This window comes from Neolewinella aurantiaca (assembly GCF_008014675.1).
Classification (GTDB): Bacteria; Bacteroidota; Bacteroidia; order Chitinophagales; family Saprospiraceae; genus Neolewinella; species Neolewinella aurantiaca.
Genome location: NZ_VOXD01000033.1, coordinates 54,244 through 67,427 on the forward strand (window position 1 = coordinate 54,244; position 13,184 = coordinate 67,427).

The following is a 13,184-nucleotide window of genomic DNA, read 5'->3' on the forward strand; positions in this document are numbered from 1 at the left end:
AAAATTTACGGAAAGTGAGACTTTTGACAATCTTTTCCAGCGAAAATTCGCTGGAATGGCTTTTTTGACCGTCCGAAGGGGCCTATATTTGCGCTCCGGCGAGCAAACATTTAATCTTTTTTGCTCCCGCAGGGTTCTTTCAATGCACCCGCGTCTGCGCCACTTTGTACTGATTGAGTGATGAGCAGGACGGAACCTTAAAGTCACATAACCGAAGTTTATGAAAATGCTAGTTTGCGTCAGTAAGACGCCCGAAACCACCACAAAGATTCAGCTGACTGCTGATAAGACCGACCTTGACAAGGGCGGTGTTCAGTACATTATGAACCCCTACGATGAATGGTACGCCCTGGTGCGTGCGTTGGAGCTGAAAGAAGCTGGTGGCGGTTCCGTCACAATTCTGAACGTTGGGCCGGCCGATAACGATTCCGTGATCCGGAAAGGTTTGGCGATTGGCGCTGATGATGCTATCCGGGTAAACAGCGAAGGAGGCGGCAGCCTTTACATCGCCAAGCAAATTGCGGCACAGGCGGAAGGATACGATATCGTATTCTTCGGTAAAGAAACGATCGATTACAACGGTTCCGAAGTCGGAGCTATGGTTGCCGAGCTACTCGGAGTTGCTTACGTAGGCGAAGCGAGCCACCTGGAAATGAACGGCAACGTTGCTACAATTACCCGCGACATCGAGGGTGGCGTGGAAGTTGTTGAAGTGAGCACGCCGCTGGCGATCAGCGCTGCGAAAGGCATGGCCGAGCAACGTATCCCTAACATGCGCGGAATCATGATGGCGAAGCGCAAGCCGCTCAACGTTGTTGAGCCGGTCGATGCTCCTTCGACCACCGAAGTTGCCAGCTACGAACTGCCCCCGGCCAAATCGGCCGTAAAATTGATCGATCCTGAAAATATGGACGAACTGGTACGGCTTCTGCACGAAGAAGCAAAGGTGATCTAGTCTGTTAGGTCGCTGCAGGGCACGCATATCTGGCCTGTCCAGAGTTACGGACCACCGGCGATGGCTGCCGCAAGGCGCGGACTACTCAATGGTTTAAACCTGACCACTAACAGGTTAAATTACTAACAGACTAAAAGACTAATCATGGTATTGGTATTTGCAGAAGCAACAAACGGAAAGTTCAAAAAAGCTGCCCACGAGGTGGTAACATACGGTGCAAAAACGGCTGCGGCCCTTGGTTCCGATTGCGTAGCCCTTACGTTGGGCAACGTTGAAGACGCCGGCGACCTGGGTCGTTTTGGCGCAACAAAAGTTTATAACGTTTCAGCTCCTGAGCTGGCGGGTTTTGACAGTGGCGTGTTTACCGCTGCTATTGCCGGCGCGGCCCAGCAACTGGGAGCGAAGGTGATTGTGCTCTCGCACAACAGTACCGGTAAAAACCTGACCGGCCGCCTGGCGGCGCGGCTCGATGCTGGTTCTGCGCCGGGCGTGAAGGCTGTGCCCGTTGTCGACGGGGGTAAGTTTACCGTACGCAAAGCTGTTTTCTCCGGAAAGGCTTTCGCTGACGTTGAAATCCTGACCGACACGAAAGTGGTAAGCCTGGTCGGAAACTCGATCCCCGTAGAAGAGAGTGGCAGCGCCGTTGGTGTAGAGTCGCTTACGGTAGAGCTGCCCGCTCCGAAAGTTAAAGTATTAAGCACTAAGCGGGCTGAAGGAACAACGCCTCTGCCTGAGGCAGAGCTCGTCGTTTCCGGTGGCCGTGGCCTCAAAGGCCCGGAAAACTGGGGCGTGATCAATGACCTCGCGGATGCGCTTGGCGCAACGACGGCCTGCAGCCGTCCGGTAGCTGACAGCGACTGGCGCCCTCACCACGAGCACGTTGGGCAAACCGGGGTAGCTATTCACCCTAACCTTTACATCGCTGCGGGCATTAGCGGAGCTATTCAGCACCTTGCCGGTGTGAACAGTTCGAAGACAATCGTAGTGATCAATAAAGATCCCGAAGCTCCTTTCTTCAAAGCTGCTGATTACGGTGTGGTGGGTGACCTCTTCGAAGTGCTGCCACGTCTTACCGAAGCCGTTAAGAAGTTCAAGAGCGCGTAAACAGAACCGCTGTTTCTCTTCTGGTTCTGCCAGAAGACAAAGTGTGAACGCCCGGTCAGCCTTGCTGATCGGGCGTTTTACGTTATTGCTGAATGGCTCGAGCTTACTGCAACAGGCAATGGCAGCTTGGACGGTCAGAATAGTTTCTGGTTTGGTGCTGCGCCCAACCCGGCCGATGATGTTATCAAGGTCACAGGTCTTACCGCCGGTGCCGAATGGTCGCTGACCTCTGCCAGAGGAAGAATTGTCGCACTAAAAGGTAGTGTTGCCGGAGGAGACCTGCTGTTGGGTGTAAGCTCCTTAAAGCCAGGTGTTTATTGGCTCAGGAGCAAGGAATTAGTAAGAAAAGTAGTGATTCGGTAAAAGGAAAGCGCAAGAAAATTATTTTGTATTGCGTAAATCAAAGATTACCCGTACCTTTGCGGACCGATTCGGACCCCTGAATTCTAAAAAAGAAGAAAATGGCACATCATAAGTCAGCAAAGAAGCGTATTCGTCAGGACGAAAAGAAGCGTCTTCACAACCGTTACTACAAGAAATCTACCCGTACTGCTCTTAAGAAAGTACGTGAAATGGAAGATAAGGCCGAGGCCGAGAAGCAGCTTCCGGCTCTTTTCAGCATGATCGACCGTCTTGCTAAGCGCAACCTCTTTCACCCAAACAAGGCTGCTAACCTGAAGTCTGGTCTGGCCCTTCACGTTAAGAATCTCGGCTAGGAATTCTCCTGGGTTTACGAATTAAAAGCCTCTTCATCTTTACGGATGAAGAGGCTTTTTGCGTGGCGGGAGGTTCTCATTATTGTCGGTTTATTGACCGGCTTCGTGCTTTTTAGCGAGGATATTGTTCACGATGATGTCTCCGTGGTCTCTGGTGTTTTCGATGAATAGCTTAGCCGTAGCCAGGCCGCCGCAGGCGACCCCGGCCATGTAGACATCAGGCAGCGAGGTTTCCAGGGTATCGGGGTTGAATACAGGCTTGCAGGCTTCATCATCGCCGATTTCGAGGCCGAGGGCTTCGAATAAGCTGTAATTCGGGGTGTAGCCGGTCATGGCGAGCACGAAATCGTTGGGGAGAGTAACCGGACCGTCTGGCGTCATCAGGTCTACTTCATCGGCACGTATTTCGCTTACGGTAGAGTTGAAATAAGCCTTGATGCTTCCTTCTTTGATGCGGTTGTCGATGTCGGGGCGGACCCAGTATTTCACTCTGGGGTTAATTTCGGGACCCCGAACAGCCATCGTTACGCTGGCGGCTCCTTTGCGGTAACATTCCAGGGCCGCATCGGCGCCACTGTTGGCCGCTCCTACAACAAGTACGTGCTGGCGTATGTAGGCGTGGGGGTCGTCGTAATAGTGTTTCACTTTGGGCAGGTCCTCGCCCGGTACGTTCAGGTAGCGGGGCGTATCGTAGAAGCCGGTGGCAACACAAACGGCTTTGGCACGGTGGGTTCCTTTGCTCGTGGTAATCTCGTATCCTTCCCAGTCAGGAGACATCTGCTGCACTTCTTCGTAGAGGCTGATGTTGAGTTGTTGGCTCTCGACCAGGCGCCGGTAATACTCGAGTGCTTCGCCGCGCGTTGGCTTGTCGCGGTGACTAATGAAGGGGATGTCGTGTATTTCCAGCTTCAGCGAGGTGCTGAAGAACGTCATGTTTACCGGGAAATTGAAGAGGCTGTTGACTACCATCCCTTTTTCGAGGATCAGGTGAGTCAGGCCGGCTTTTTTGGCACTGATGGCTACGTTGATACCGGAGGGGCCTCCGCCGATTATTATTAGGTCGTAAATCATGCTTTTGGGTACGCATCAGCACGAAAAATGTTTTAGGGGCGCGCACGCAGGTGCGGGGTGAGTTATATTATATTTGTTACGAACCCATAATTTTTATTCGCCGGGCTGAATGCATTCCGCCCGTCCCCAATTTCTTTTTTCAATGAATACATTTAAAACCCTGACCATTATCCTGCTGCTTTTTGCCGGCTGTTACAAAGCCACGGCACAAACTGAGCCGGAGCTTCTGGTGGAGAAGTTCTTCGCGACCTACGAGGAAAGCGGATCAGCAGCCGCGCTGGACGAACTCTACGCTACCAGCAAGTGGATAAACAAGGCTACAGATGCCGTTTTGCAGCTTAAGAACAAAATGGAAGGCCTCAACGAAGATTACGTCGGTAAGTACTACGGGTACGAACTGATCGTGGAGAAGAAGATTTCGGACAGCTTCGTTTTGCTCAGCTATATGGTGAAATTCGACCGGCAGCCAATCCGGTACACCTTCCAGTTCTATAAGCCGGACGATAAGTGGGTGACCTACAGCTTTCAGTATGACGGTAACCTGAGCACCGAACTCGAAGAAGCAGCAAAAATTTACTTCCTCGATTCAGGTAATTAACCCGGGTAGGGGGAAGGTGAGGAGGCTGATCGGTCTTCAGCGGTTAAGGAGAATACTACGTTCTGAATTCTGCCCTCCGCGCTTTGTTTGTGGGATCGTTAAGTAAGAGTGATTACTTTTGCCCCATGCCCAACCAGCCCAACCAAATCAATCAGCTTCGCGAGCGCTTTATTTCGGAACTCCGAGCAACCTTCAGTGATCAGGAACCACGTGGCCTGTACGCCCCGATCGATTACATTCTTGACCTCGGAGGTAAGCGTATCCGCCCCGTCGTTGCTCTGCTGGCAGCCCAAATGTTCGGAGACGAAGACCTGAAACAAAGCATGCCCGTAGCTCTGGCGGTGGAAGTCTTCCACAACTTCACCCTCCTGCACGATGACATCATGGACGACAGCCCGCTTCGGCGCGGGCAACAGACTGTTCACGAAAAATGGGACATCAACACCGGAATACTCTCCGGAGACCTGATGCTCATTCAGGCCTACCAGCACCTCTGTGAAGTTTCCAATAAAACAGCTCTGCCCGCGCTGCTGTGTACCTTCAACCGGGTGGCAACCGGTGTATGCGAAGGACAGCAATACGACGTCGATTTCGAAAGCCGCGACGACGTCACGATTGCCGAGTACCTCATGATGATCGAGCTCAAAACAGCGGTACTCCTCGGCGGAGCGCTCGAAATGGGAGCGCTCTCTGCCGGGGCCAGCCAGGCTGATGCCGATCACCTCTACGCCTTCGGGCGCCTCACCGGGCTGGCTTTCCAGCTGCAGGACGATCTGCTCGATACCTTCGGCGACAGCGCAAGCACCGGAAAGCTGCAGGGCAACGACATCATCAGAAACAAAAAAACGTTCCTCTTTCTCAAAGCCATGGAACTGCTGGACGAGGGAGGCCGCGAAGAGTTGAACCGTTTGTTTTCCGAAAGCCCGGAAGACCCGACCCCGAAAGTGGCGCGCGTTACGGAAATGATGATCTCAGTAGGCATTCCGGAAGAAGTGGCGCGGCTGAGAGACGAGTTCCAGGCAAAGGCCTACGCCCACCTCGACGCTGCCGGAGGCAGTACGGAGGTGAAAAAAGTGCTGCGTGCCCTGGCGGAAAGCCTGTTGCAACGAATCAGTTAAGGAGAGGTGTTACATCATCTCCTTGAAGTACCCGGAAATCACTCCCGTGGCCGCCGCAGAAAGAATACCGGCGAAATCAGCAGGATGACCAATAATGAGAATACCAGCCCGCCGATAGTCCCCGCCGCCAGCGCATACCAGAATACTTCATTGCGCCCACCCAGAAGGAAGGGGATTAAACCGGCTGCGGTAGAAATGACGGTAAGTACGATCGGTAGTATTTTATGCCTGATTGCGGTCGCGTAAAGCTGTGCTTCCATCCATTCCGGATTGCATTTTCGTAAGTAATTAAATTCATTAACGACAAGGATCAACCCGTTGACCGCCAGGCCGGTAACGAGTAGGAAGCTGGTGTATCCGCCCTGGTCTAACCGGACATTGAAGTAATAAAAGGTAATGAATATCCCAATGCATGAAATTGGGATTAAAAATATGATGTTAAGCGCCTGCCGGAGCGATTCAAACAGGACAGCACAGATGAAAAAGATCAATAAAACCGCCAAGCCCATTAGGTAAGTCAGCTGCTTCGCCTCCTGATCGTAGGAAAAAGACCGTCGCTCGACGGTGAAGCCAAGTGGAAGGCCCGCGCGCAGGGTGTCGAGACACGCAGTAAGGTGTTTGTTGCCGAAGCGCGGGCTGCCGAGGTACTCGAAGGAGACGAGGCGGAGGTACTGCTGGTTTTCCTTATGCAGCGCCTGAGGCGCGACGCGTTTTTCCAGGCTGGCAACGGTGGAGAAATCAAACTGCATTGAATCACGGGGAACGGACCAGTTCTCCAGCCGCCAGCGGTCGTATCGTCTGGGGTTTTCGGCGGTGAGGGCGACGGGGTCGCCGCCACTGAGGTAAAAGTTGGGCTGTTCGTTGCGGTTGAACCAGGCGAGGCTCGCGCTGAGGTCTGAAGGAGAGAGGCCTTGACGGGCGAGGTCGGGCGCACGGACGTTCAGTCGGTACTCGTAGCGGTCTTTCTCCCACCAGCTGATGTTGGCATCGGTGTTGACCTCCTGCACCCGCGGATGCTTGAGTAGGAGCTCCGCCAGGTGTCCGGACTGCTCGTCCAGCCCCGCCTGGTTGTATCCCTTGAGCGTAACGTTGAAGCTTACCGGGCGGCCGCCGGAGTCGTTGCTGAAGCCCTGCCCTACGCCGTAGATGTTCCACTTTACACCGCCGAAGTTGCTGGCGTAGGCCGTCAGGCGGTTCTTGAGTGTATAGGGAAAGCCGCTTGCCCCCCGACCCCCAAAGGGGGAGGGCGGAGGGAAGGTGATCTCCAACCGCGCGTTTTGCCCGGAATACACCTGGGCGGTGAAGCGCTCGATCTTATCTGGAAAGCGCCCCAGATAGGCTTCTACCTGCCCGACAACCTCGTTGAGCTGGGCCAGGGTAGCGCCGTCGGGCAAAGCCGCACCGACGTACAGCCGCGTTTCTTCCGGCGCGCGGTAGCCGCCGCCTTCGTAGACGTAGTAGCTGAAGAGCCGGAAGCTGCCGCCCAGGTATTTATTGAGGTGGGGTCGGAGCTGGTCGCGGTAAAAGTCGGAGCCAATGGTTTTGTTGTACAGCGGGAAGTCGTCTACTTTATTCGGGAGCCACCAGAGAGGGAGGCCGAAGGCGAGGATGGTGGCCAGGAGGACCTTTTTTTTGTGGTTGAGGAGAAAGGAGAGGAGTTTGGAGTAGAGAGTTTGTAGTCGGGAGTCTGGAGTCGGGAGTTTGGAGTCACTGCCGTGAGCACCACTCAGTTCGCTACGCTCCTTCGCCTTGGGTGAGTAAGCGTAGCGTCGCGAACGGTGTTTGCGGTAGCGACTCCCGACTCCCGACTCCCGACTCGAGCCTCCCGGCTCCCTGTTCCCTGCTCCTCCAACCAAACCCGGCACCAGCGTCAGCGCCACCAAAACGCTCGTAGCCAGATTGATGGCCATTACGCGGGCGAGTTCAAACAATTGGGTCCGGAGTTCGTCCGACAGGAACCAGATGACGGAAAGGCCGGCAAGGGTGGTGAGGGTTGCGCCGATGATGGCCGGGCCGAGGGCACCACCGGGGCGGCGCAGGCCGTCGAGCACGATGATGATGTTGTCGATCATGATGCCGAAGGAAACAGCGATGCCCGCGAAGGCGTAGAGGTTGAGCTCCACGCCGAAGAGCCAGTAACAGAGGAAGGCGAGGCCGAGGTTGACGGCGAGGCTGAAAACAACCACGCCAAGGCGGCGCACGCTGCGGTAGGCAATGAGCACGAAAAGCAGCAGAATGCCCATGCTGAGGGCGGTGCGGCTGCGCGTTTTGGCCAGCTCGTCGCGCAGAAAACGGGTCGCATCGTCTTCAAGAGAGAGGGCGTAACCGGCGCGCAGGTCGTTTTCGAGGGCGCGGACGCGGGTGCCGAGTTCGGATGCGAGGGCAATGCGGTTGGCATCGTCGGTGGCGTAAGCGAGAAGGCGGATGCTGTTCTCCCCGTTGATGCGGTAGAAGCCCCTTGGTGGCAGCGGAACCCGCTCAATGGTGGCGAGGTCTCCGAGACGAAGCTGGCGCTGGCTGGTGGCGGGCAGAGGGATGTTGGCCCATTGCCCTCCAGCGCCCGAGGGGGAAGTGCTGCCGTCGAGGTTTTGCCCCCCAGCCCCCAAAGGGGGAGTGCCGCCGTCGAGATAGGCGTAGAGTTTTTCGTTGCGCTCGGAAAGAAAGCCGAGGCCGCTGCGCTGAAAATAGCTTTGCAGGTGCGCCGTGATGGCCGCCTGACTAAGCCCGGCCGTAGCCACCCGCTCAGGGTTCAGGCTGATGCGCCAGTGCGGCCGGTTGCCGCCTGCCACCTCCATCCGGTTGAGGCCCCGCAGCAGACTGAGGCGCGGCACCACCTGCTCGGAGGCGTAGCGGTAAAGCTCGGAGGGGTCAGCCGGACCGCTCAGGGTGTAGGTCATCACCGGGAGGTCGGTCTTATTGTCGTCGTTGCCTGAAGTGTAGCTGAGGGTAGGGTAGCCGACGCCGTCCGGCAGCCCCGAATAAATGCGCCGAATCTGACTGGCGACGTTGAAGCGGATGAAGTCACCATCCGCATCCCGCCGCAACTTCAAGCTGATGCTGCCCCGCCCCGCCCGGCTGACGGAGGTGATCTCCTCCACGTCGCGCACCAGCGCGAAGGCGGCCTCCAGCGGAGCGGTCACCTGTCCCTCCAGGGCCTCCGGCCCTGCGCCCGACCAGGAATAGCTCACCCGCAGGTTCACCGCGCCGTTGCCCGGCTGCCAGCGGATGCTGAGGCGGGGGAGGAGGAGGTAGCCAACAATGGCCAGAGCGGTTAATAGGAGTATGGTGGGGTAGGGGCGCATATTAATACGGGCAAATTACAAGTTTCTGGCGAAAATTATTTTTATTTAGAGCCGTAATTTTGTTGGTGGCTATCTATTGCCTAATGCCGACTCGAAGTTTGGGGAAGTTTGGGGAAGTTTGGGGAAGAGTCTGAAATACTTCCTCTAACTTGAAGCTGACAACAGGCTCCATCAAGCCTTTTAAATGATGCCCGGTGCCGGAATGGGTTAATGATGGCTAAGTAAATTCATCTATAATGAAACGCTTACTTTTCTTATTTTTCATTTCTGCGGGGATTTTTTCAGTCTCAGCTACGAGCACTGCTGCTCCTGCGTCTTTTGGTGGTGAGATCGAATATATGACAGACATTGATGACAATTGTAAAGGGCGAACGACTGCTTGCGCAGTTGTAACTCCTGACAAAAATGAGCAGTAGTGAACCAGTTCGCTAATTTTTGATGTGGCACCAGGTTGGCTAGAGTAGCTGATCTGGTGCTAACTACTTATATGACAGAATGAATAATTTACTTTTACTGACCGTAGTTGTCTTTATGTTGTCTAGCTGTACAAGCGACGAATCGTTACAACTCTATAACGCTAGATTAGTAGACCACTTTTCTATAGTTGTCCCTCCCGATTCTAAACATGTTCTAAAATCTTCAAAGTACCTAGCACCGGAAAATGCGATTTACGGCCTGAATTTTGATAATCAGTCAATATACATTAGCTACTTAAACGACGAAATGGGTAGGTACGAAAAAATAGAACTTGTTGAAGATGGACCTTCTGGTGTTGGCACAGCTTACTCATTGTCGGTTCATTCAAGAGATTCAATATTTTTAACTACCGGAGTAGGAATAGGTGGTTTGTCTGTCTTAAACCGTTCCGGAGATTTGCTGAAGACTCTTAAGTATGACTTTGGAGGGGTTCAAGCGCCAGAATATACAGGGTTTAGAAATCGTAATCAGAAAGATATATTTATTTACAAAGACAGTCTACTGTTTTTTCCTCAGAGAGTACCGTATAGAGGTGCTCGTCCGCAATCTGTAGAGCATAAACCGATTGGTTGTTATGATTTGGCCGCCGAGACTTATTCTTTGGTAGATTTTGGATATCCAGCAGAGTATTGGAGTGAAAATCTATTAGACGATTTTTCCTTTACGGGGAACGGTATGTACTTGTATTTTGGGCTAGTAGCCCAGCATTTTATATGGAAAATAGATGTAGAAAATAATACCTCAGAAAAGGTCATAATGAAAAGTTCTCTATTTCCGGAAGACTTCGAAGGTCAAGAAGAGTTTGATAATGTTTATGACCGAACAGATTTTTTGGTAATTCAGCCAAAATACAGTTCAATACTAACTGATCCATACCGGGATTTGATATATAGGATTGCCGTAATACCTTATGAAGATGATGCGTATAGTAAGAGTAAATCAGTGCAGCTTTTCCAATATCCTGATAACTTTACAGTCATAGCTTGTACGGGGGACGGAAAATATGTTGGAGAATTTACCTTTCCTAGCAGGACTTATTATCCATATGGAATGTTCGTGAGCGAGGAAGGCTTGAACGTACCCAAAAGTCATCCAGAGTACCTGATTAAATCGGGTTCAGAAGACGAAGTCGAGTTTGATATCTATGATCTAAGCCAGTAATGATCCCCGAATAGGAGTATTCGATAAGGATTTTCCCCAATTTTTATTTCTTCCGACATAACCATTTCCTTAATGGAACGGTTGTATAAATATTCTTTTCTGCTAAGAAGAAAACAGGCCGAGCCCCCCCTCGCGCCTGTTTTTTTGTGCAACTCACCCAAATCCCCTATATTGCTCCTGCACACCGCAACCTCTGCTCTGCGGCGTACGCTGTTTTTTTATACACAACACATTTTGAAACCGCTTTAGAACCATATTACGGGCCGTTGCCCGCTCACCAAGCCCCATTCTACCGACAGCGTACACCGATCCATATGACCAACCATTATCGCACTTGCTCCCGGCTTGCATCCGGAGGGCAACGCACCGCATCCTTCCCGTATCGCCTAGCCGCGGTATTTTTTGAAGTATTCCGCGCCTCCGGCGTTGGCTTACCGACGGTTTTGGGGATATGCCTCTTGCCCTTGCTGCTGCTCTGCTCCGGCTGTGGCGAAAAAGCAGCGGCAGCCTCCTCCGCGCCCGCGCAACTACGGCAAGGCCCGCCTCTACCCTGGCATGAACGTCAACGTTACGCTGGAAACCCTGGCCCCGTCGGCCGTCCTGCTGCCGAAGTCGGCCGTGGTGGAGCGCTCTGGCCGTACCCTCGTCTTCGCCTACGATGCGGAAAGCAGCCGGGCGAAGTGGCAGTACGTCACGGTCGGCTTCGAGAACGACGAGCTGGTGGCGATCACCGAAGGCGTAGAAGCTGGGCAAGAAGTTATCGTCAGTGGGGGCTTTACGTTGGATCATGACTCGCTGGTGCGGGTGGAGGAGTGATGTGACTAGAGTAATAGATAACGAATCACCTGAATAACCAAACATATGTACTTAAAATCAGGAGCCAACATTGCCGAAGAATTTGGCGTGTGCAGAAAAACCTTACGCAAATGGATGGATGCCATGCCCTATGAGTTTCCATACTTGCTTACAGCCCCTTGACAGAAACTCATTTACAGAGAACTTGGATATCCTCCTGGCGTTGAAGAGGGCGGTTTTGATAAAATCAAAGCCCCGAAAGAATATCGAGGGGAACAGTAAAAATTAGCGTTCAGAATTGGCCGGAAGCTAAAAACCGTCGAATTTTGGGGATACTTGGGGATACTTGGGGATACTTGGGGATACTTGGGGATACTTCTGGAAACCTCCGCGTAATTTGGGTTTGATAACAGGCTCCATCAAGCCTTTTAAATGATGGCTCAGTGCCGACATGAGATGTTGTCGGGTTAATTATTATTCTATGCTTTTTCTTAGGAAACTAGTAATCATTGTGGCGATTTGTACCTTCTCTGTTCCAGCTTTTGCAGGGTACAATATGTCGTTTTGTCCCGTGTGCTCTGGTGGAGACCTAATCACTACGACTGAATGTAGTGGTATAGGGATGAGTTGTTCTTCGCAATACTCTTACTGTGACTACGACGACGGAACATGCAAGGATCCGGAAAAGTAGTTTTAGATGAAAATGTACCTTTTTAACCTGAGATAAGTTTTTATTAATATTACTTACCTTGGGTTATGTTTTTTATCAACACTTTTCCGATTTGTATGAAATCACTACCATTTATAATAATTTCATTGTTGCTTTTTATTTCTTGCGAAGATGCATCAGATGTGCCTAAGAATATATCTGTTTTAGAAATAGATTCCCCTGAAGATGTTTTGCTCTCTATATCAAAACCTATTTTTTCAAGTAGGTCCCATGTTAGGCAAAAAGTTGGCGACAACAATTTTTATATCAGAGTTTCAAAACAAGGAAAAGCAATGGCGGTCAATTTGGAAACTGATTCTGTCACTGTTTACGAAGCAAAGGCAGATGGTCCATTCAGTCTGAGCTATCCGTGCTTTGCGGTGCTAGATGAAAATGATGGTGCTGCTATTTTTGGTGCTAATGAAGCGGTGAGGGTTAATAAGTCAGGGGAGGCTTTCTCTAAATTTACTTTTGGGAATTCAGAGAGTGAAATTCCGGCTCCTAGTGGCTACTTCATTCCTATGGATCCAGGGTATCCGTTTCCTTATAATGAAGGGAAAATATATGTGAACCTTGTGAGAGAAGGTGCTGACGCTTTTAGTTTTCCCTTTGTATATGAAGGAAGTGCAGTGGGCGAAATGGATATAATAAAAAGAACTTCTCGTGATTTGAATATTCCACATGATCATCGAGGGGTTTTTTATGGTGGGCTTCACAAGGAAAATATAAAGTACTTTGAAGGTAAGCTTTTTGTCACGTTTGAGTTTTCTCCAAACATTTATGTTTATAGTTTCGAGGAAGATGAAACTGAAATTATTGAGCAACCCCCTATTTTTGGTCATGTCAACGAACCGTTTACCGGCTCAAGCGATCCCATGGCGATGATCCAGCATATGAACTTGAATATGGCTTATGGTCCGTTACTTTTTGAAGAGGATGGTGAGTTTGTTTATCAAACACTTTTAGAGCGTGTTTAAAATTATGAAAATTTAGATATAAAGGCTGCCAGTCGTATCTTGTAAGTCGCTAAACACTACAAATATGACCAAGCAGTAGACTCGGTTGACTGACAGCCAGTGGAACGAAGTTAAAGATTATCTACCAATCAACCGCAAGACAAAACATCAACTCCGGGATGTACTTGACGCCATTCTGTGGCTGGTGCGTACCGGTACTCA

12 protein-coding genes are annotated in these 13,184 nt (G+C 51.5%); 10 read left to right on the forward strand and 2 right to left on the reverse strand.

Features of this window, described 5'->3' with window-relative positions; all coding sequences use genetic code 11:
- Positions 1-220: 220 nt before the first annotated feature.
- The 3 genes from FUA23_RS17950 (at position 221) to rpsT (ending at position 2,775) form a co-directional block, all read left to right on the forward strand.
- Positions 221-955: an electron transfer flavoprotein subunit beta/FixA family protein gene (locus FUA23_RS17950; protein WP_147932147.1), complete on the forward strand. Its 735-nt coding sequence runs from the start codon at positions 221-223 to the stop codon at positions 953-955.
- 144 nt (positions 956-1,099) lie between these two features.
- Positions 1,100-2,059: an electron transfer flavoprotein subunit alpha/FixB family protein gene (locus FUA23_RS17955; RefSeq protein ID WP_187271120.1), complete on the forward strand. Its 960-nt coding sequence runs from the start codon at positions 1,100-1,102 to the stop codon at positions 2,057-2,059.
- A gap of 461 nt (positions 2,060-2,520) precedes the next feature.
- Positions 2,521-2,775, forward strand: coding sequence for a 30S ribosomal protein S20 (gene rpsT, locus FUA23_RS17960; RefSeq protein WP_147932149.1), 255 nt, complete (start codon positions 2,521-2,523; stop codon positions 2,773-2,775).
- Positions 2,776-2,865: 90 nt separating this feature from the next.
- Here rpsT and FUA23_RS17965 read toward each other — a convergent pair whose 3' ends face one another.
- Positions 2,866-3,846, reverse strand: coding sequence for a YpdA family putative bacillithiol disulfide reductase (locus FUA23_RS17965; protein ID WP_147932150.1), 981 nt, complete (start codon positions 3,844-3,846; stop codon positions 2,866-2,868).
- A gap of 142 nt (positions 3,847-3,988) precedes the next feature.
- Here FUA23_RS17965 and FUA23_RS17970 point away from each other — a divergent pair, with 142 nt between their 5' ends.
- The gene (locus FUA23_RS17970; RefSeq protein WP_147932151.1) at positions 3,989-4,444 is read left to right on the forward strand and encodes a hypothetical protein; all 456 of its coding nucleotides are present in this window, start codon (positions 3,989-3,991) and stop codon (positions 4,442-4,444) included.
- A gap of 125 nt (positions 4,445-4,569) precedes the next feature.
- Entirely contained in the window at positions 4,570-5,562 is a 993-nt protein-coding gene (locus FUA23_RS17975; protein WP_147932152.1) for a polyprenyl synthetase family protein, read from the forward strand.
- Positions 5,563-5,600: 38 nt separating this feature from the next.
- On the opposite strand, the gene FUA23_RS17980 is transcribed toward FUA23_RS17975, so the two are convergent.
- Positions 5,601-8,864, reverse strand: a complete 3,264-nt coding sequence (locus tag FUA23_RS17980) for an efflux RND transporter permease subunit (RefSeq protein WP_147932153.1) — start codon at positions 8,862-8,864, stop codon at positions 5,601-5,603.
- A gap of 236 nt (positions 8,865-9,100) precedes the next feature.
- Here FUA23_RS17980 and FUA23_RS17985 point away from each other — a divergent pair, with 236 nt between their 5' ends.
- From FUA23_RS17985 to FUA23_RS23165, 5 genes are all read left to right on the forward strand, one after another.
- Positions 9,101-9,280 (forward strand): hypothetical protein, encoded by a 180-nt coding sequence (locus FUA23_RS17985; RefSeq protein WP_147932154.1) that lies wholly within the window; start codon positions 9,101-9,103, stop codon positions 9,278-9,280.
- Positions 9,281-9,359: 79 nt separating this feature from the next.
- The gene (locus FUA23_RS17990) at positions 9,360-10,502 is read left to right on the forward strand and encodes a DUF4221 family protein (RefSeq protein WP_147932155.1); all 1,143 of its coding nucleotides are present in this window, start codon (positions 9,360-9,362) and stop codon (positions 10,500-10,502) included.
- Between the two features lie 555 nt (positions 10,503-11,057).
- Positions 11,058-11,318, forward strand: coding sequence for an efflux RND transporter periplasmic adaptor subunit (locus FUA23_RS17995; protein WP_147932156.1), 261 nt, complete (start codon positions 11,058-11,060; stop codon positions 11,316-11,318).
- 765 nt (positions 11,319-12,083) lie between these two features.
- Complete coding sequence (locus tag FUA23_RS18000; protein WP_147932157.1) at positions 12,084-12,983, forward strand: hypothetical protein; 900 nt, start codon at positions 12,084-12,086, stop codon at positions 12,981-12,983.
- A gap of 85 nt (positions 12,984-13,068) precedes the next feature.
- The coding region (locus FUA23_RS23165; protein ID WP_147932158.1) for a transposase at positions 13,069-13,184 on the forward strand (116 nt) is incomplete at its 3' end.

Coding starts and splice junctions, on each gene's coding strand:
- FUA23_RS17950 (WP_147932147.1), top strand. CDS start 221: ATGAAAATGCTAGTTTGCGTCAGTAAGACGCCCGAAACCACCACAAAG.
- FUA23_RS17955 (WP_187271120.1), top strand. CDS start 1,100: ATGGTATTGGTATTTGCAGAAGCAACAAACGGAAAGTTCAAAAAAGCT.
- rpsT (WP_147932149.1), top strand. CDS start 2,521: ATGGCACATCATAAGTCAGCAAAGAAGCGTATTCGTCAGGACGAAAAG.
- FUA23_RS17965 (WP_147932150.1), bottom strand. CDS start 3,846: ATGATTTACGACCTAATAATAATCGGCGGAGGCCCCTCCGGTATCAAC.
- FUA23_RS17970 (WP_147932151.1), top strand. CDS start 3,989: ATGAATACATTTAAAACCCTGACCATTATCCTGCTGCTTTTTGCCGGC.
- FUA23_RS17975 (WP_147932152.1), top strand. CDS start 4,570: ATGCCCAACCAGCCCAACCAAATCAATCAGCTTCGCGAGCGCTTTATT.
- FUA23_RS17980 (WP_147932153.1), bottom strand. CDS start 8,864: ATGCGCCCCTACCCCACCATACTCCTATTAACCGCTCTGGCCATTGTT.
- FUA23_RS17985 (WP_147932154.1), top strand. CDS start 9,101: ATGAAACGCTTACTTTTCTTATTTTTCATTTCTGCGGGGATTTTTTCA.
- FUA23_RS17990 (WP_147932155.1), top strand. CDS start 9,360: ATGAATAATTTACTTTTACTGACCGTAGTTGTCTTTATGTTGTCTAGC.
- FUA23_RS17995 (WP_147932156.1), top strand. CDS start 11,058: ATGAACGTCAACGTTACGCTGGAAACCCTGGCCCCGTCGGCCGTCCTG.
- FUA23_RS18000 (WP_147932157.1), top strand. CDS start 12,084: ATGAAATCACTACCATTTATAATAATTTCATTGTTGCTTTTTATTTCT.